Origin of the sequence: Mucilaginibacter sp. (genome assembly GCF_965225845.1) — a bacterium.
In the GTDB taxonomy this organism is placed as follows: domain Bacteria; phylum Bacteroidota; class Bacteroidia; order Sphingobacteriales; family Sphingobacteriaceae; genus Mucilaginibacter.
Genome location: NZ_CBDDBL010000001.1, coordinates 602,734 through 620,571 on the forward strand (window position 1 = coordinate 602,734; position 17,838 = coordinate 620,571).

17 protein-coding genes and 1 tRNA gene are annotated in these 17,838 nt (G+C 42.6%); 12 read left to right on the forward strand and 6 right to left on the reverse strand.

The genetic code is table 11. From position 1 onward, the window contains the following. The first annotated feature begins 161 nt into the window (after window positions 1–161). From ACYZ0U_RS02825 to ACYZ0U_RS02845, 5 genes are all read left to right on the forward strand, one after another. Window positions 162–2,561 carry a glycoside hydrolase family 15 protein gene (locus ACYZ0U_RS02825; protein ID WP_461449593.1) on the forward strand — a complete coding sequence of 800 codons (2,400 nt, stop codon included), beginning with the start codon at window positions 162–164 and terminating at the stop codon, window positions 2,559–2,561. 3 nt (window positions 2,562–2,564) lie between these two features. Then, on the forward strand, window positions 2,565–4,106 hold the full coding sequence (locus ACYZ0U_RS02830) for a GMC oxidoreductase (protein ID WP_461449595.1): 1,542 nt from the start codon (window positions 2,565–2,567) through the stop codon (window positions 4,104–4,106). 8 nt (window positions 4,107–4,114) lie between these two features. Further along, window positions 4,115–4,867 (forward strand): MIP/aquaporin family protein, encoded by a 753-nt coding sequence (locus ACYZ0U_RS02835; protein WP_461449597.1) that lies wholly within the window; start codon window positions 4,115–4,117, stop codon window positions 4,865–4,867. An 88-nt stretch (window positions 4,868–4,955) separates the two neighbouring features. Beyond that, window positions 4,956–5,336 (forward strand): helix-turn-helix domain-containing protein, encoded by a 381-nt coding sequence (locus ACYZ0U_RS02840; RefSeq protein ID WP_461449599.1) that lies wholly within the window; start codon window positions 4,956–4,958, stop codon window positions 5,334–5,336. Window positions 5,337–5,406: 70 nt separating this feature from the next. Then, window positions 5,407–6,294 (forward strand): sugar phosphate isomerase/epimerase family protein, encoded by an 888-nt coding sequence (locus ACYZ0U_RS02845; protein WP_461449601.1) that lies wholly within the window; start codon window positions 5,407–5,409, stop codon window positions 6,292–6,294. Here ACYZ0U_RS02845 and ACYZ0U_RS02850 read toward each other — a convergent pair. The 3 genes from ACYZ0U_RS02850 to ACYZ0U_RS02860 form a co-directional block, all read right to left on the reverse strand. Continuing rightward, the gene (locus ACYZ0U_RS02850) at window positions 6,272–7,162 is read right to left on the reverse strand and encodes a glycoside hydrolase family 130 protein (protein ID WP_461449603.1); all 891 of its coding nucleotides are present in this window, start codon (window positions 7,160–7,162) and stop codon (window positions 6,272–6,274) included. The genes ACYZ0U_RS02845 and ACYZ0U_RS02850 overlap by 23 nt on opposite strands. Continuing rightward, complete coding sequence (locus ACYZ0U_RS02855) at window positions 7,159–7,950, reverse strand: SDR family oxidoreductase (RefSeq protein WP_461449605.1); 792 nt, start codon at window positions 7,948–7,950, stop codon at window positions 7,159–7,161. Before ACYZ0U_RS02855 ends, ACYZ0U_RS02850 begins: the two co-directional genes overlap by 4 nt. A 160-nt stretch (window positions 7,951–8,110) precedes the next feature. Continuing rightward, the gene (locus ACYZ0U_RS02860; RefSeq protein ID WP_461449607.1) at window positions 8,111–8,821 is read right to left on the reverse strand and encodes a hypothetical protein; all 711 of its coding nucleotides are present in this window, start codon (window positions 8,819–8,821) and stop codon (window positions 8,111–8,113) included. A 246-nt stretch (window positions 8,822–9,067) separates the two neighbouring features. On the opposite strand from ACYZ0U_RS02860, the gene ACYZ0U_RS02865 reads away from it, so the two are divergent. The 5 genes from ACYZ0U_RS02865 (at window position 9,068) to ACYZ0U_RS02885 (ending at window position 10,824) form a co-directional block, all read left to right on the forward strand. Next, window positions 9,068–9,208, forward strand: coding sequence for a hypothetical protein (locus ACYZ0U_RS02865; RefSeq protein ID WP_461449609.1), 141 nt, complete (start codon window positions 9,068–9,070; stop codon window positions 9,206–9,208). Window positions 9,209–9,253: 45 nt separating this feature from the next. After that, a complete protein-coding gene (locus ACYZ0U_RS02870) occupies window positions 9,254–9,820 on the forward strand; it encodes a cupin domain-containing protein (protein ID WP_461449611.1) in 567 nt (188 codons plus the stop codon). A gap of 2 nt (window positions 9,821–9,822) precedes the next feature. Further along, the gene (locus ACYZ0U_RS02875) at window positions 9,823–10,170 is read left to right on the forward strand and encodes a hypothetical protein (RefSeq protein ID WP_259065913.1); all 348 of its coding nucleotides are present in this window, start codon (window positions 9,823–9,825) and stop codon (window positions 10,168–10,170) included. 53 nt (window positions 10,171–10,223) lie between these two features. Continuing rightward, window positions 10,224–10,532 carry a hypothetical protein gene (locus ACYZ0U_RS02880; protein ID WP_461449614.1) on the forward strand — a complete coding sequence of 103 codons (309 nt, stop codon included), beginning with the start codon at window positions 10,224–10,226 and terminating at the stop codon, window positions 10,530–10,532. A gap of 100 nt (window positions 10,533–10,632) precedes the next feature. After that, the gene (locus ACYZ0U_RS02885; RefSeq protein ID WP_461449616.1) at window positions 10,633–10,824 is read left to right on the forward strand and encodes a hypothetical protein; all 192 of its coding nucleotides are present in this window, start codon (window positions 10,633–10,635) and stop codon (window positions 10,822–10,824) included. 37 nt (window positions 10,825–10,861) lie between these two features. Here the strand turns inward: ACYZ0U_RS02885 and ACYZ0U_RS02890 are convergent, their stop codons facing one another. Together ACYZ0U_RS02890 and ACYZ0U_RS02895 are read right to left on the reverse strand one after the other, a co-directional pair. Beyond that, window positions 10,862–12,085: a site-specific integrase gene (locus ACYZ0U_RS02890; RefSeq protein ID WP_461449618.1), complete on the reverse strand. Its 1,224-nt coding sequence runs from the start codon at window positions 12,083–12,085 to the stop codon at window positions 10,862–10,864. Window positions 12,086–12,477: 392 nt separating this feature from the next. Then, window positions 12,478–12,551, reverse strand: a tRNA-Asp gene (locus tag ACYZ0U_RS02895). 135 nt (window positions 12,552–12,686) lie between these two features. Here ACYZ0U_RS02895 and uxuA point away from each other — a divergent pair. Together uxuA and ACYZ0U_RS02905 are read left to right on the forward strand one after the other, a co-directional pair. After that, window positions 12,687–13,895: a mannonate dehydratase gene (gene uxuA / locus ACYZ0U_RS02900; protein WP_461449619.1), complete on the forward strand. Its 1,209-nt coding sequence runs from the start codon at window positions 12,687–12,689 to the stop codon at window positions 13,893–13,895. A gap of 39 nt (window positions 13,896–13,934) precedes the next feature. After that, the gene (locus ACYZ0U_RS02905; protein ID WP_461449621.1) at window positions 13,935–14,546 is read left to right on the forward strand and encodes a hypothetical protein; all 612 of its coding nucleotides are present in this window, start codon (window positions 13,935–13,937) and stop codon (window positions 14,544–14,546) included. A gap of 282 nt (window positions 14,547–14,828) precedes the next feature. On the opposite strand, the gene infB is transcribed toward ACYZ0U_RS02905, so the two are convergent. Then, a complete protein-coding gene (gene infB / locus ACYZ0U_RS02910) occupies window positions 14,829–17,834 on the reverse strand; it encodes a translation initiation factor IF-2 (protein WP_461449623.1) in 3,006 nt (1,001 codons plus the stop codon). Window positions 17,835–17,838: the final 4 nt, after the last annotated feature.

The window sequence follows — 17,838 nt, forward strand, 5'->3', positions numbered from 1 at the left end:
GCACCTCCTGCATCAGGAGGTGCTCTTAAACCAAGAAAAATTAATAAGGAGAATACCTGCACAAGTAGCAAATGTGAATTAAAACATAACGGTATTTCACCTGTCTATCCTATGTATATTATTGAATATCAAAGAATTTAACTTCTCTATAAAATCATCAAATGCCCCAAAAAACATATAAGTCTCCCGCCCCGGGTGCGCCGGGTATTCCCGGCAAATGGACCAACAGTTCCAAATCAGGAATAGGAAAATCATTAAGCTCGTATAGCCAGGTCAGCTTTACTACCAGTCATGGTATATTAAATGAAGTTTATTACCCACGGGAGGATAATGCCTGCATCAGGGACATGGAGTTACTGGTAACAAAAGATGGCGATTTCTTTGCTGAAGAAAAGAGAGATACGCGCCATGAAACCGCAATGATTGAAACAGGGATTCCCTGCTATAAAGTTACCAATACCGGCCTTGATACCCTTTATAAAATCCACAAAGAAATTATTACGGACCCGCTGCATAACACCGTTTTACAAAAGATAAAGTTCGAACCTATCACAGGGAAAAAAGATGATTTCCAATTATATGTCTTATTAGCACCGCACATCAGCAACCAAAGCGCCGAAAATATGGGGTGGTTAGATGAATACAAGGGAGTACCTATGCTTTTTGCAGAAAGGGACGGTATCACGTTGGCTTTAGCTTGTTCTCTTCCCTGGAAAAAAAGATCTGTGGGTTTCGTCGGAGTATCCGAAGGCTACACCGATATATCTACACACAAAAGTATGCAGTGGGAATATGATCGTGCCGATTCAGGCAATCTCGCCTTAACAGGTGAAATCGATATATCTTCTGAAGACGAATTTACGCTTGCCCTGGCATTTGGCCGGGATATGAACGAAGCCGCCCAGCATGCCCATGCCAGCTTACTAAAAGGATTTGACGGCTGTAAACAATTGTATGTTAAACAATGGAGCGATTGGCACCAATCAATAGACGAAAGAAAAGACAAGGATATCAAATCCGGAAAACTATTTCGCAATAGTGTCGCCATTATGCGGATGCACGAATCCTTCCATTTTTCAGGTGCAGTGATCGCCAGCCTTTCTATCCCCTGGGGTAATACAAAGGGCGATGGTGATATTGGTGGTTATCACGTAGTTTGGCCCCGCGACCTGGTGGAATGTTCGAGTGGCTTTTTGGCTTTCAATGCACGGGAAGATGCACTAAGGGTAATGAATTACCTGATGGCAACACAGGAAGCCGATGGACATTGGCCCCAGAATATGTGGCTCGAAGGCAAACCTTATTGGGACGGCTTGCAGTTAGACCAGATCGCCTTTCCCATATTGCTGATTGGCAGGTATAAAAAAGACAATGGACTAACAGAACATGAAAGTAAGGTTGCCTGGCAGACAGTAAGAAGAGCGGCCGGGTTTTTATTAAGATATGGCCCTTTATCGCCGCAGGAACGATGGGAAGAAGAAAGTGGAATTTCGGTTTCTACAATTGCCACCTGTATTGCCGCGCTATTAGTTGCGGCAGAAATGGCAGACGAATATAAAGACAGCCGGCTTGGAAAATATTGCAGGGAGGAAGCGGATTATTGGAACAGCCAGATTGAAAACTGGCTGTATGTTAAGCATACGCCTATGGCCAACGAAGCGGGCGTAGAAGGATATTATATCCGTATTAATCCCACAGGCTGCCTGGCAAAAGATTTGGATGGGCAGATCATCGGGCTTAAAAACCGGCCTGACGACGAAAAGAATGTTCCTGTAAACGAGTTGGTCAGCGTAGATGCGTTAGCCCTGGTACGATTCGGTTTGCGCAGCGCGAAAGATCCTAAAATATTAAACACGATCAAGGTGATAGACGCGAAACTGAAGGTGGAAACGCCGCATGGTCCTTGCTGGCACCGCTATAATAACGATGGTTATGGTGAGCACGAAGATGGCTCAGCTTTTGACGGCACCGGCATTGGCAGGGCCTGGCCGTTGCTGACCGGCGAACGGGCGCATTACGAAGTCGCAGCCGGGAATATAAAAGGTGCACAGGCGCTGATGAAAACGATGGAGGGTTTCGCCAGCCATGAACTTTTTCCCGAACAGATTTGGGATGCCAATGATATTGTCGCTAAGAACTTATACCTGGGCAGCCATTCCGGTTCCGCTATTCCGTTGGTTTGGGCGCATGCAGAATATGTGAAATTATGTGCTTCTGTCAGCCAGAAAAAAGTTTTTGATATGCCGGATCATACTATAGAGCGGTATATTAAAAATAAAAATGAGTCCAATTTTGACATCTGGCGCTTTATGTTGCCCTGCCCATTTATCAAAAAGGGTAATACGCTGCGCATTATTACAGAAGTATCCGCTACTGTTTCCTGGTCAGTAGATAATTGGGAACATGTTCAGCAAAAAGATGCCATCGATGGTGGTTTCGGCATCCATTATATTGATGTGCCTGTTGATGCCTTTGACGGTGAAAGCGTTGTCTTTACCTTTTACTGGACGGATGCCCAACATTGGGAAAACAAGAATTATGAAATCAAGATCATTAAATAAACTATGGAAACGTACGACCTGATCATTATCGGCACCGGTGCCGGTGGGGGAACATTATTATATAAATTAAAGGATACCGGAAAACGTATTTTGGTATTGGAAAGAGGTGGCTTTTTACCGCGCGAAAAAGCTAATTGGGATAGTAAAGCTGTATTCCAGGATGAGCGCTACCACACCAAAGAAGTCTGGAAGACCAAACAGGGAAAAGACTTACATCCGGGAACCGGCTATTGGGTAGGTGGCAACACTAAAGTTTATGGGGCGGCAGAGTTCCGTTTAAGAGAACGTGATTTTGGAGAGATACAGCATGAGGGCGGCATTTCTCCGGCCTGGCCACTGACCTATGTTGATTTTGAGCCCTATTACACCGAGGCCGAGAAACTTTACCAGGTTCACGGGAAAATGGGTATCGATCCCACAGAACCGTTTCGCACAGAGGATTATTCTTATCCGCCGGTCAGCCATGAACCAAGAATACAGGAATTGCACGATGCTTTGATAAAAGACGGCCACCAACCGTTCAATATGCCCATAGCGGTAAAACTGAATGAAGCAGATATGCTAAATAGCCCTTGCATCAGGTGCAATACCTGTGACGGCTATCCTTGTATGATCCATGCAAAAAGTGATGCGGATATCAATTGTGTCCGTCCGTCATTACCTAACGATAACGTCACCTTATTAATCAATGCAAAGGTGGAGCGTTTAATTACCTCCGCAGATGGTAAATCTGTTGATCATATTGAAGTAACCGTAAAGGACGAACTGGTGAAATTTAAGGCGGCGATTGTTGTTGTTGCCTGCGGCGCCATTAATTCAGCGGCCTTACTACTGAAAAGCGCAAACGCACAACATCCTAATGGCCTGGCAAATGGCAGTGACCAGCTGGGCCGTAATTTTATGAAGCATAACAGCGCGGCTATGCTGGGCATCAGCTTAAAAGAAAACCCAACATCATTTCAAAAGACATTGGCCTGCAACGATTATTATTTCGGTGATAAGGATTTTCCTTATCCGATGGGGCACGTACAGCTTTTAGGAAAATCCGACAAAGAACAAGTTGCACCCGATGCGCCATTTTTCACGCCGGGTGTATTACTCAATGAGATGGCGACGCATTCGGTTGACTGGTGGTTCACAGGCGAAGACTTACCTGCACCCGAAAACCGTGTGGAAGTCATAGACGGACAAATTCACCTGGATTATACCGAAAATAACTTAAAAGGCTTTAACAGGCTGATTGATACCTGGAAGGATGTCCTGGCTAAAATAGACACCAAGCATGTATTCATTCCACATGGAATTTATTTAAGTAAAGATATACCCTTAGCTGGTGTAGCCCACCAGGTCGGGACAGCGAAATTTGGAACCGATCCGGCAACTTCGGTTTTGGATACCAATTGCAAAGCTCATGAAGTAGATAACCTGTATGTAGTTGACGGCAGTTTTTTCCCATCTATTGGCGCGGTAAATCCGTCGCTAACGATCATGGCCAACGCTTTGCGGGTTGGTGACCATTTGATTGAAAAGTTAAATACGTGGTAGCAAAGTCCATGAGAAAGAACTGGAAAACAGAGCTAAGAAAATATATTGATGAAGCGCGTGGATTAGGATTATTCATGATCTCCGCCGCATTCTTTGATGCGCTTTTCCAATATCCGGGCTTACCGCTCCGGCATTTAATTACATCCGCATTATTGCGCCGTTTTTTGGTTGGATTAGCGATGGGAATAACCGCTTTATATATATTCACTTCAAAATTTGGTAAGCAATCGGGCGCTTATATCAACCCTGCAGTTACCCTGATCCGTTACCGCTTAGGAGATATTGGTTTTACTGATGCCATATTTTATACGCTGTTCCAATTAATTGGCGGAAGCTTAGGCGTTTATTTAGTGGCATTGATGTTCCCTGCCTGGATGGCAAATCCGGAAATTAATTACGTGGTTACGGCTCCGGGAAATTCAGGTGTAGTAGTGGCCTTCATTTTTGAATTTATTATTTCATTACTATTGATCGCTGTAGTGCTTTTTATGGGAATCAAAAAGAATTGGGACAAATACACGCCATTCGTTGTATCGGCCATGATCACTTTGTTCATAACATTTGAATCACCATATAGCGGCATGAGTATGAACCCTGCTCGCACTTTTTCCTCAGCAGTAGTCTCAAATGACTGGAAATCGTTCTGGCTTTACTGTAGTTCTCCGGTATTGGGTATGTTGGCCGGTGAGTATTTATATCGCATCAATAAAAGGCATTTCATTAATATTAATTCAACGAGAATAAATTTTAAGTCAAAATAATGTGAAGAATTCCTCTTATACAAAATGTACTAGAGGATCCTTTCATAATATAATCAGGACGAAATACTGAAACTTAAGCTTTAAAAATATGCAACCGGAAAAATATAAAAAAATGCTTCAGTTAAAGAGCCAGCTGGAGAATTACGTTCATGGGGATCAATTTGAGCAGCAGTTCAATTTTAGTTTTTTTCTAAAAGAGTATATCAGACGGCAAGCACTGACGGATAAAGATTTTGCAGGTGATATCGGGGTAAGTGATGCAGCCATAAGCCAGTATATTAACAACCGGCGCAAGCCAACTAATGAATTCATGATACGGTTGGAACTTCATTCATGCGGATTATTCCAGGCTTTGACCTGGTTAAAATTATTACACAAGGAAAAAGAATATGAAATCCTTAGCGATAGTGATATTCGCATGCAGCAGCGTATGAACGTGAGAAGACACATGGATCTGGCGGGCAACTAATCCCCAAATTAAAAACTGCATATCGACCAATAATTAATTGAGGTTAAACAAATCATTTGATAAAATCGTAATGAGCGACATCAACAAAGGACAATCCATTCCATTTCCGATCTCCATAAGCGAATTCACGACTCAACCCTGGACCTTTGAGCAGGATGTGGAGCGATATGCAGAACTTGGTATTACGATGATAGAAGTCTGTGAGGAGAAACTTGACCCGCAGCGATTCCAAGAACAACTATGCATGATCAAGGATCACGAATTAAGTATAAGTGCAGTTCAACCGTTTGTGCGGACTTTTGGTTCAAGCCAGATGCAACCTATCCCCAAGGACATGTACGAACGCTTGTCAAGGCTGCGTTTCAGCATCGAACGTCTTTCGCCATTTGCTGCCGGATGTCCATTCATCTTAAATACAGGTGCTCCAGAAAAGGGAAATATTGATGCGATGGTAAAAAACACTATTCGTGAACTTCAGAATCTTGCGGAATTTGCAGCTGATCACGGTGTCAGCCTGGCGTTAGAACCTCTCAATGCATCTTCGATGAACAGCGAATCGGCTATCTGGACAATAGCTCAGGCAATGCAGATTATTGATTCCGTAGATCGGGGTAATGTAGGGCTTTGTCTCGACTTTTGGAACATCTGGCAGAATGCCAATGTCGAAGAAGAGATCGGGCGAGCCGGAGATCGCATCTTTGTGCTGCAGGTAAGTGATTGGCGAACGCCCCAATCTTCAGGTGACCGACTAGTACCTGGTGATGGCATTATACCCATTGGCAAATTGCTTCAAACCGTGTATCAAACTGGCTATAAAGGTGCCTGCTCGGTAGAGATATTTTCACAAGACGTGGCTGACTCGCTTTATAAAACTGATCTGAAAGAGGTGATCCGTCGATCCAAAAACGGGTTGGAAGAAGCCTGGGGCAAATTCATTAATCATTCAATATCTCGATAAGCGCCCTTAAAGGTTTGGAGTCCTCACAACTGTAATAAAGCCAAATCATATTGTCGTCCTGCAAGATAGCCGAAGCGGCAAAAGCAATATCAACATCACCATTTTTATTTGGCGGGGGGATGATCAAAGGATCTTCGCAGCGTTGTTTAACGTGCCCGTTGTCATCCATTGTAACCCACCCGATGCGCCAGTGTGCATCTGAATTCGCGCCATTGTAAAACATGACAGTTTCATTCTTAGAGTCCTGTAGCATGGGCCCGGTGCTTAAATGGTATGAATCCCATGAATTTTCGCGTGCCTGTATAAATTCTTCATCAATATTCCAGGGGCCTTCTGCCAATGCGCTGGTTGCCTTTCCCAATTTGGAGCGTCCGTCCCGGGCAAATTCAAAAAAGAGTGCCCATCGTTTATTTTTGAGCTGTGCTACGGTGGCTTCTTTAGGATTACGGTATCCCTCGTGTGAAATTAATACCTCGCCAGTATATTCAAGCGAATGTATTGTTTCGCCTTTTGACAACAACAGTTCACCGCGTTGCTCGGTTAAATTCCAGCCGGTATAATAAACTAAATAACCATAGGGCGTTTTAACTACCGTAGGGTCTTCAACGCCATCCTTGCTAATAGTTGCTATGCCGGGCGCTATTATCGGACCGTCATCCATTTTAAAATTGATACCGTCTTTTGATTCGCCGTAAAATATACGGGCAACTTTTTGAGTAGGATCGTCAGATGGATTAACGGCCCTTACCAACATGCGGTATACATCGTTTTCTCTCCAAACAAATGGACTTAATTTATACATTCCCTTTAATGGAACCGAACATTCCAATTGGAGGACTTCTTTTTTTACTAATTTGTAATTACTCATGCCCCTTGTCCTATATTAATTTTTAACCCTCCGTCCAGGAAAAAAGTCTGACCAGTAGCATAAGCTGCATCTTCAGATACCAGATATGCAGCCAATTTTGCAACTTCTTCCGGTTTGCCTGCCCGCTCAAGCGGAATATGCTTGATCGCTTTTTTTAAGGCTTTCGGATCATCCATGACTTTTTCGTTCATCGTCGTTAGGATCATCCCGGGCCCAATGTTGTTGACATTGATTTTCATGGAAGATATCTCCAAGGCCAACACTCTGGTCAAATTGCGGACACCGCCTTTACTTGCGCAATACTCTGCACCTCCAGCGTGTGCCACATCTTCGTGTATAGAAGAGATATTGACGATCTTACCTTTACCTCCGGCAGCTTTTCGAATCCCGATGAATTCTTTACAATGATAAAAAGTTCCGTAAAGGTCGGTTTTTAAAGCCCGGTCGAAAATTTTGATATCCATATCGACTGCATATATGCCTGAAGAATTGATTCCTGCGCTATTGATAAGGATATAAGGAATACCTAATTCTTTGGTCACTTTTTTATAAAGTTCCTGTACCTGTTTATAATCGGATACATCGCCCTGGTAAATGATCCCGCTGCTGCCGTTATCTATAACCATTTGTAAGGTTTGGGAAGCCGCCTTTTTATCTTTATAATAATTAATGGCGATGATGGCTCCTAATCTTGCCAGTTCCGTAGCAATAGCTTGCCCGATTCCGGATTCAGCGCCAGTAACGACTGCGACCAAGCCCTTGAGAGGTCTATGTGAATTTTTCTTCATTAAGGTTATTAAATTGAGGATATACTTATAGACAGAAAAAATCATTTATAGTTTCAGTTCTTCAGCATAATTCGTCAATACGATATGATTTGTAGGGTTGTAAATCATCCGATTTTTTCTGAAAACAATCAGCACCTATCCGCAACAGGACTAACGTTTGTTAATTTGGATCTTTTCTGCCATCGAAAAATCCGATTTTCCGTTTTGCAGCAGGTCGGGAAATCTTTAAAGGGGGCAGGTTAACTTTGATCACTTTTTCCATTTGCAATACTTCGTGTAATATAAATGCCTTGTTGTTCCTCGGCTGCATTTCCATCACTATCGCCAGGAATGTTTCCGGCAAGGATTGAACGTTTTCATTGGATGAATTGATTGCGCCATATGCCTCCTGTAAGTTATTTTTGGCCTCGGCCAGTTCCTGCTCCAGGCTAGTCAAGTGTTGCCGGGTAAGCAGCTGAAGGTCACCGGGCGTGTTCAGCGAGCTATGGTTGCTTTTTCTTTTATTGGATGTAAACAGTATAAGTAATTGCAGGCCTGCGGCATCTCCGCCAAAAAATGGTGTAATGACGATATTGACGGACGGCTCTCTGCCGAAGTTAAGCTCACCTAATGTGACCCGCTTGTTTGACTTTAGGGCCTCGTGCGCCGCGGCTTTAACGATCACGGACACGTCATCGGGCAGTAGCTCGCAAAGATCAGAGATGAAATTTTCATCTTTCAAATAGTTCTTCGTATTGCCAAACGCCTTTACCACGGTCAGGTTTTCGTCCGTGCAAACGCCGTTCAGTCCTGCAGCTTCGAGGATGGCGGTTGAACCGTCTACTATTGCCACAGTTGCAGGCGCTTTAACCGATCTTTTACTTTCTTGCACTGCTGTTTGATTTTAGTATCGACTACCGCCTGGTTAAATGTTTAATGACAAAGAATGAAGGAAAGTATATCAAATGTAACTAATTATCAACTGTCCAACACAAATAATTAATCTACAGTAATTTGCGCAGTCGATATCAGCATAACAAATTTCATAATTGTCAGGTAATTCGGCAATGAGAATAAACAGGTGAAAAAGTGATCCCAATCATTAAGATTAAAAATCACTGTTTTTTGAATGGCAGTTATGTCCGACCAAGGGAATAATGGCGCCTTCTTTAAAATTCTCTTTGTTCTGCTGGCTGTTTCTGCTCGCAATGGTCATATTGGCTGGGGCGTGCAGTCATATCAGCAGTTAAAGGCTATCGCTCAGTTCTTTTGGTTGTAAGGACACTTCAAATATTTTCGATTGATTATTGTAACTTTGTCACTCATGGATATCAGGTCCTATATTGATAACGGGAATTTAGAACAGCATTGTTTCGAGTTTAACGACGAGGTCGTCGCCTTGCGCTTAACTTATCTCGAAATCGATCAGGAACTGAACCAAATCGAACTTACGCTCGAACAATTGGCCCGAAGCCAGGCCATTATACCCCGGCCACAGCTTAAAAACAGGATAATGGCCGCATTGGAAGATCATATCAACCTGGACAACCTGCCGCCGACCAGCAGATATTCTAATTATCAAAGCTGGCTGAAAGCGGTAGAACACCTCATTCCAGCGGAGCCGTTTGAAGATTTTTTTGCCCAGGTATTGCAGCAAAATGACCAAATCGCGCAAACTTTAGTCATCACCAAACTGAATGTACCGGAAGAAGTACACGAAATGATCTCGGAGAGTTTCTTTATTTTAAAAGGAACTTGTACCTGCACCGTCGGCAAAGAAATATTTACCCTGAATGCCGGTGACCACTTGAATATCCCACTGCATACCCATCATGATATCCGGATCGATTCACCTTATGTGATCGCGATCTTGCAGCACCAGTTCGCCTGAAGATGGCGTACTACTGCTCCCTGATCAAAGATTATCTGTTTCGACAGGCCGCACTGCACCAGCTTGATCCCTGGCTGTTCCTCGTACTCTATTTAATGAGCAAACTCCTGTTCCTGATCTTTATCGGCCGGGCCGTCAAAAACATCCGACAAAAACGTCCATACCTGCTGCCTTTGCTTTTTGCAGCGTTGGGTTATAGCTTACCTTATTTATATATGATCATAGCCGGCAAAAATATTCCACTATGGATATTCGGGGTCATTACCGTGATCTACCTGTTCAGCGGCTGGTCGATTTACACCAAACTCCGGGAGGCGCGCCTGTCTGCGGCAAAAGAAAGGACGATTTAAACTTGGCATGCTTATGGCTATATACTTCACTCATTGCTATTTATATTTTATAAATGCCCCTCAACCTGATTGATCCAAAGGAACTATTAGTACTTGTTCGTGCCAAAACCCGCTCCGGTGCTGAAGCTTTATATGACCAATACGCACTAGTTTTACAACTGGCGATCTTTCGCATCGTTGGGGAAAAAGGCCTGACCGATACCTTGCTTGAAAAAACCATTGTTCAAATATGGAATACTACTGATCAGTATAATGAGCAGGAACTGCCGCTGCTGACCTGGATGTTAGCGATCGCCAAAACCCTGGCCAGGGAATACGTGATAAAACTACCTGAAGGATTTGTTCCGCTCAAAACCATTTAAAGCGTTCGGGCGTTATAGCCCCATGGAAAATATAGCTACTTCTAAAAAGCGTTATAGTGACGCTGACCTCGAAGAAGTCAAACAAGTCATTATACACAAGATGAATAGCGCACGGGAAGAACTGGCCGATCTGTCGGCATCGCTACAAAGCAGTAACCTGAATGGCACCGATGATACCGGCGGTACCCACGCCACACTGGAAGATGGCGCGGCCACGCTGGAAAAGGAGTCTATTCACCAGTTAGCGGGACGGCAGCAAAAGTTCATCCAGCAATTGAAAGACGACATGTAAGTATGAGGTGTTCGCATAACACGAACACCAAGTTTCACTACATCTGCATTTCTAATTTTTTTCGTAGCGTGTTCATATCTTCACTTATTTTCAGATCAACGATTTTCGCATAATGCTGCGTTTGTTTAAGTGACTTATGCCCTAACATTTTTGACACTGTTTCAATAGGTACGCCATTCGTAAGTGTTACTGTAGTAGCAAAGGTATGTCTGGCAATGTGAAAGGTTAGTTTCCTTCTTATGCCGCATAGGTCAGCGATCTCCTTCAAGTACGAATTCGTTTTTTGATTCGTCAATACCGGCAGCACAGTACCTTTGCTTACACATTTTGGATGGTCCTGATATTTAGCAAGAATTGCTATCGCATTTGGAAGTAGCGGGAGCCTCGTACTTGAATTTGTTTTTTGCCTTGTTGTAGTAATCCACATGCCACCGTCAATTCCTATCACTATATCTGTATTACGTAACTTATAAGCATCAATATAAGCTAATCCTGTATAACAACTGAATAAGAATATATCGCGGACATGACTAAGTCTTTCGATATCAAATTTTTTGTTGGTAATTCTAATTAATTCCTCTTTGGTCAAAGCTACTGGAATCACTTCATTTCTCTTGCTTTTAAAACCAAGGAACGGATCGTTGGCCAGCAAACCCCTTTTCATGCATTCCAGTACAATTTTCTTGAAGTTTCCTAAATATTTTACAGCCGCGTTATTTCCGCAGTTCCTTTCGCTCTTAAGCCAGAATACAAAATGTGAGATAAACTCATAATTTAAATCCTTAATCTCAAAATCATGCATCTCATACTTCCATTTGATATAACTGCTTAAATGCGTATATACCGTCTTATAACGGGTTAAAGTAGCAGGGGCAAACTCTTTGCCTATCAAAGCTTTCATCTGTCTGTTATGATCCTGGAACGCTTCCAAAATGAAATGCTTCTTTTGTCCTCTGCCGGTAAAAATATTTTTAATGTTTTCCGCAGTCACCGGCTTACCGTCATCGATCAGATTTCTTTGTATTTGATTAACCTTGTTGGAAATGGTATCCAGATACCGGTTCAATTCATTTGCCTCTTCATTGATTTCCGTTGCTCTTCCTGTTTTTGAATTCCATTGATCAGGAATCCATTGCCTTTTGATCGATATTTCCCGGCGCTCGCCGTCTACCGTAATACGCAGGTATACATACCTTGTTTGTTCTTTTTGATTTTTTGCTTGCTTTAAATAATAAAACAAACCGAAGCTTTTTTCTAACATGATAAATTTTTAAATGTCGCTAAAGCTTAAAACCGCTTACCTCAAATCAAAATATATGACTAAAAGCTGAGGCAATATCCAAATAGGTTCCATTATAACCGTCTGATTATCAATACCAAAGGAATGTATTTATAGAAAATTGTCAAGTAATCACAAAATGTTCATTTTCAATGTGTTACAAATTTATAGCGTCTTTTTCTCAAAAAAAAGACGCTATAAAAGACGCAATAGAATATGGTGCATTTTCGATGATTTCAACAGAGTCGAAATTCAAAAACCGCTTAATTTCGCTAATTAGGGGGTTTTTACATTTTTAAAAGGAAGGTTCGAGTTTTTCATAGACCATAAAAAAACCCTCTAAATCATTGATTTAGAGGGTTTTAACTTTTCAGCGGAATGGACGGGACTCGAACCCGCGACCCCATGCGTGACAGGCATGTATTCTAACCAGCTGAACTACCACTCCGTTTGGGATGGCAAATATAAGGAGATTTTATATTTACACAAGGGCTTACGTAAAAAAAGTTTTATAGCCCACTTATTGCCTTAAAACTGAGGTTTTTAATTAAATAGATTTTAATTTAGCACTATAATTCTACTTATGTTTCCTAATTTAACACAAACATTCCGCTGGTTTGGTCCAAATGATCCTGTTACTTTGCAAACAGTAAGGCAAACCGGAGCTACCGGTGTGGTAACAGCGCTGTACAACATAGCCGTAGGCGAAGTTTGGACCTTGGATGAGATCAATCAACGCAAATCAATTATAACTACCGCAGGGCTTAATTGGGATGTAGTAGAGAGTGTAAATATCCACGAAAGTATAAAAATAGCTGGTCCGGATAGGAATAGATATATCGAGCGATACATTGAAACCCTGAAGAATTTATCAAAAGCTGATATAAAGACGGTATGTTACAATTTTATGCCTGTATTAGACTGGACACGCACTGATCTTGACTTCCGACTGCCTAATGGTGCATCTGCCCTTAGATATGATGTAAATGCCCTGGCTGCGTTTGATTTGTATGTACTGGAACGGCCGGGGGCATACCAGCAGTATAGCGACATGCAACAGCAAAAGGCAAAATATTTTTTTGATGGTATAAGTATTGGTCAAAAGCAGCAATTGATTAATAATTTGCTGGCTGGCCTTCCCGGCACCAATAAAACGCTCACTATTGAGGAGTTTAAAGGTTACCTAGATAAATATGATGGGATAGATGCACAGGCACTGAAAGATAACCTTGCTTATTTTCTGCGAGCAATAATTCCGTATGCTGAAAAAGCTGGCGTAAAAATGTGTATCCATCCCGATGATCCACCATTCCCGATATTGGGATTGCCGAGAGTGGTGTCTACCGAAAAAGACCTTACAGATATTGTTAACTGTATACAATCGCCAAGCAATGGCATAACCTTTTGCACCGGCTCATTAGGAGCGCGTGCAGATAACGATCTACCGGGCATTGTAGAGCGCCTTGGTGCGCATTTTCATTTCTTACACTTACGAAATGTACAGCGCCAAGATGACGGTAGTTTTTATGAGGCTGATCATTTGGGCGGTAGTACGGATATGTATGCCATTATGAGGAATATCCTAATAGAGCAAAATAAACGGATAGCTGCCGGGCGAGAAGATATTTCCATACCTATGCGCCCCGATCATGGCCATAAGATTTTGGACGACTTTAATTATAACACTTATCACGGGTACTCTGCCACCGGGCGTTTAAAGGGTTTGGCAGAATTACGAGGTTTGGAGATGGGCGTTAAGCGAAGTTTGTTTGATACAGTACAACTCCGTTAAAACTGTTAGCGCTTGTAGTTGTTTGATAATATAAACACCATGAGTGAAGCTGCAGAAAATATACCTGAACAACATGAAGGCAAACAAACTGATGTGATCCATTTTGTGGATTGCGTTGATCGTGATGAAGCGCATAAACTTTTCCAGTTAGCCAAAAGCCGCTTGAAGGATATCTCCAACTGGCATACAATTAGTGGTCCCGGCTCATCTAAATTCTCTATCACGGATACCAAAGGAAATGAAGATTATAAGCTTGCAGAGAAAGGTGATCATTTTTATATAAACTTACCTGCCCCCGGCTCCATATCTGGTGGTGGATTGGAATGGGTTCGAATTGAGGAAATTATTGATACTGAAGACGCTAAGGCTGAATCTGAATATATAATGATGACAGTAAGGCCCGTGGCTAATCCAAGAACAAATGAGGGATCTATAGCGCACTTCTTTAATCATGGTTCTACCAATACATTTATTGTAGAGCGTTATCTAAATCATGTGAGTGCCGCAGTGCATGGCCGCAATGAAGTGCCTAATAATACTGATGTTAACATGTATGATACGGTAAGGAACACCATTGTAGCTTTATCTTCTAAATTAGGGCTATCAGGCCCGCAATGGAAAAAGCTGGTGCTGGGTTTGCTCGGTCAGTAATGAAAGATTGTTTGTAATATTCCTGTTTTTGAATAACATAATCTGATTTATTTTGTTGACATTTAAACAACTAACAAATAAATTATGAAAGCAGTAAAAGTTTTAGCAATTGCAATGATAGCTTTATTTAGCTATACCGCAGTTAGTGCAGAAAGTGCATGGCATCATCATCACCGCCGTCATCATCATCACCACAGAATGTAGTGATGATACCGGAAGGTATTAACGAAAAAGGCTGCTCCATTTGGAACAGCCTTTTTTCGTTTTTTATAATGTTGCTGATTACAACTTCCTTTTTACTTCTACGTTTTCGTAAGCCTCTACTATATCGCCAACTTCAATGTTGTTAAAGTTTTGTATGTTTAAACCGCACTCGTAGTTTGCACTAACCTCTTTAACATCATCCTTAAAGCGTTTTAGAGATGCCAATTCGCCTGTATAAATAACTACACCTTCGCGGATGATACGGATCTTGCTGTTACGGGTAATCTTACCGTCTAATACCATACAACCTGCGATTGTACCTACTTTGCTGATCTTGAATGTTTCGCGTATTTCAACGTTGGCAACTATCTTCTCTTCAAAGGTTGGCGCAAGCATGCCTTCCATGGCGGCTTTTATCTCATTTATAGCGTCATAAATGATAGAGTATAGCCTGATATCTATCTGCTCAGCTTCAGCCAGCTTACGGGCGCTGCCTGACGGCCTTACCTGGAAACCAATGATAATCGCATCTGATGCAGACGCTAATAATACATCTGATTCAGAGATTTGACCAACAGCTTTGGATATGATATTAACCTGGATCTGCTCGGTAGATAATTTCAATAATGAATCGGATAATGCTTCAATTGAACCATCCACGTCACCCTTAACAATAATATTAAGTTCCTTAAAGTTACCAACTGCCAAACGGCGGCCGATCTCATCAAGTGTAATATGTTTCTGTGTACGTAAACCTTGTTCGCGTTGTAACTGTAAGCGTTTATTGGCAATTTCACGTGCTTCAACTTCACTTTCCAGCACGTTGAATTTATCACCCGCTGTAGGTGCACCCTGCATACCTAACACTTGTACCGGTGTTGATGGTCCTGCTGATTCAACCCTTTGTCCTCGTTCGTTAGTTAACGCCTTAACACGCCCACTGTAACAACCTGCTAATATTGGGTCGCCTACTTTTAAGCGGCCTGCCTGTACTAATATCGTAGTAACAATACCACGGCCTTTATCTAAAGCTGCTTCAATTACAGTACCAACAGCGCGTTTGTTAGGGTTAGCTTTTAGCTCCAGTAATTCTGCTTCCAATAATACTTTTTCTAATAGCAACTCAACGTTTAAGCCTGTTTTGGCTGATATTTCTTGTGTTTGATATTTACCACCCCATTCTTCAACCAAAATATTCATGGCTGATAGTTGCTCACGTATCTTATCCGCGTTAGCGCCCGGCCTGTCAATTTTGTTGAATGCGAAGATGATTGGTGCACCTGCAGCCTGCGCGTGGTTTATAGCCTCGCGGGTTTGCGGCATCACGCTATCATCAGCAGCAATTACAATAATAACAATATCTGTTACCTGTGCACCCCTGGCACGCATAGCGGTAAACGCTTCGTGGCCCGGTGTATCCAGGAATGTTATCTTTCCTTTATCGCCTGGCAGGGTAACCTCGTAAGCGCCAATGTGCTGAGTTATACCACCTGCTTCCCCACCTATTACATTGGTTTTGCGGATAAAATCCAGTAATGATGTTTTACCGTGATCCACGTGACCCATAATGGTCACAATTGGTGCACGCGGCACTAAATCAGCCGGATCGTCAGGCTGGTCAAGGCTTCCCTCTTCATCCTGTGGTTTAACAAACTCTATCTGGTAACCAAATTCATCAGCCACAATAGCCAGCGTTTCCGCATCAAGCCTTTGGTTGATGGATACGAACATACCCAAACTCATACAGGTTGAAATAATCTGCGTAACAGGCACATCCATCATTGATGCCAGCTCATTAGCTGTAACAAATTCGGTTGCCTTTAATACTTTTGATTGAGATTCCTGCTCCAATGCCAATTCTTCTGCAGTAGCGGCAACATCATCACGTTTTTGACGACGGAACTTAGCGCGCTGTGCAAATTTACCCGACTTACCCGCACCGCTTAAGCGCGCTAAAGTAGCCTTGATCTGGTCCTGGATATCTTTTTCTGATGGTTCTTCCTTAGGGCCTGTGTTATGGTGAGGCGTAGTATTTCTATTGCCTCTAAAGTCGGGGCGATTAATATTGCCACCACCACCTTGACCGCCACCGCCATTTGGAGCCGGGTTATTACCCCTGTTCCTGAAATCGGGACGATTAGGATTAACCGGTCCGGATGGTGTTAATGGCTGCTGGTTTTGTTGACCTCCACCTTGTCCATTGCCACCGCCGTGAGGGTTTCCCTGGTTATCTTTACGCTTACGCTTACGTTTTTGATCGGCACTGTTGTTTGATGATGATGCAACCGGGTTACGTTTTTGTGCATCCGGCAATTGTATCTTGCCAATAATATTCGGGCCTGTAAGCCTTTCAGCCTTAGCACGTATTACTTCACCATTTGGTGCTTCTTCTTCTGCCGGTTCCGCAACAACAGGTGTTGGCGCTACAGCTACTACCGGAGGAAGTGTTGGAGCTTTGGGTTCTTCAGCCTTTGGTGCTTCAACAACCGCTGGTGTCACAGGTTTAGGTGCTTCAGGAACTACTTCCTTTTTCACTTCAACAACAGGCTCGGTTTTTACCTCTTCTATTTTAGATTCAGGTTTTGGCTCCGGGGCCACTTCCTGTTTAACCTCAGGAGTTTCCTTTTTTTCGCCAAACTGTGGTTTAGCGTTTAAGTTATTAAGGTCAATACTGCCCACAACCTTTACGCCTGGTAAACTAGCAGGAGCTTGTTGCTCTTCAACTTTTTTAACTTCAGGTTCTGCTGGTTTTGGTTTTTCAGCTTGCGGCGAATAGTTGCCGGCGTTTTTGATCAGAATTTCTTCGTTTTCAAAATCACGTGAACGGCGGGTTTCAGCAGGTTTTGCCTGTTCCGGTTCATCCTTTCTGATCTTTCCAATGTTGATCTGCTTGGCTTCTTCCTTTATGCTTTTATCAAAAGCAAATTCCTTCAACAATGCGTTATACATGTCGCCACTCAGCTTAGCCATAGGATGTTTTTCAACCTTATAGCCTTTGGTTGCCAAAAAATCAACAATAGTACCTGTACCTATGTTAAGCTCTTTTGCTGCCTTAATTAAATTTATGCTTTTGTCTTCTGACATTTAT

What these genes read in the sequence shown, in the direction of transcription:
- ACYZ0U_RS02870 (WP_461449611.1), top strand. Translation starts at nt 9,254, where the DNA reads ATGGATATCAGGTCCTATATTGATAACGGGAATTTAGAACAGCATTGT.
- uxuA (WP_461449619.1), top strand. Translation starts at nt 12,687, where the DNA reads ATGTTTCCTAATTTAACACAAACATTCCGCTGGTTTGGTCCAAATGAT.
- ACYZ0U_RS02905 (WP_461449621.1), top strand. Translation starts at nt 13,935, where the DNA reads ATGAGTGAAGCTGCAGAAAATATACCTGAACAACATGAAGGCAAACAA.
- ACYZ0U_RS02835 (WP_461449597.1), top strand. Translation starts at nt 4,115, where the DNA reads ATGAGAAAGAACTGGAAAACAGAGCTAAGAAAATATATTGATGAAGCG.
- ACYZ0U_RS02825 (WP_461449593.1), top strand. Translation starts at nt 162, where the DNA reads ATGCCCCAAAAAACATATAAGTCTCCCGCCCCGGGTGCGCCGGGTATT.
- ACYZ0U_RS02845 (WP_461449601.1), top strand. Translation starts at nt 5,407, where the DNA reads ATGAGCGACATCAACAAAGGACAATCCATTCCATTTCCGATCTCCATA.
- ACYZ0U_RS02830 (WP_461449595.1), top strand. Translation starts at nt 2,565, where the DNA reads ATGGAAACGTACGACCTGATCATTATCGGCACCGGTGCCGGTGGGGGA.
- ACYZ0U_RS02855 (WP_461449605.1), bottom strand. Translation starts at nt 7,950, where the DNA reads ATGAAGAAAAATTCACATAGACCTCTCAAGGGCTTGGTCGCAGTCGTT.
- ACYZ0U_RS02880 (WP_461449614.1), top strand. Translation starts at nt 10,224, where the DNA reads ATGCCCCTCAACCTGATTGATCCAAAGGAACTATTAGTACTTGTTCGT.
- ACYZ0U_RS02850 (WP_461449603.1), bottom strand. Translation starts at nt 7,162, where the DNA reads ATGAGTAATTACAAATTAGTAAAAAAAGAAGTCCTCCAATTGGAATGT.
- ACYZ0U_RS02865 (WP_461449609.1), top strand. Translation starts at nt 9,068, where the DNA reads ATGTCCGACCAAGGGAATAATGGCGCCTTCTTTAAAATTCTCTTTGTT.
- ACYZ0U_RS02885 (WP_461449616.1), top strand. Translation starts at nt 10,633, where the DNA reads ATGAATAGCGCACGGGAAGAACTGGCCGATCTGTCGGCATCGCTACAA.
- infB (WP_461449623.1), bottom strand. Translation starts at nt 17,834, where the DNA reads ATGTCAGAAGACAAAAGCATAAATTTAATTAAGGCAGCAAAAGAGCTT.
- ACYZ0U_RS02875 (WP_259065913.1), top strand. Translation starts at nt 9,823, where the DNA reads ATGGCGTACTACTGCTCCCTGATCAAAGATTATCTGTTTCGACAGGCC.
- ACYZ0U_RS02890 (WP_461449618.1), bottom strand. Translation starts at nt 12,085, where the DNA reads ATGTTAGAAAAAAGCTTCGGTTTGTTTTATTATTTAAAGCAAGCAAAA.
- ACYZ0U_RS02840 (WP_461449599.1), top strand. Translation starts at nt 4,956, where the DNA reads ATGCAACCGGAAAAATATAAAAAAATGCTTCAGTTAAAGAGCCAGCTG.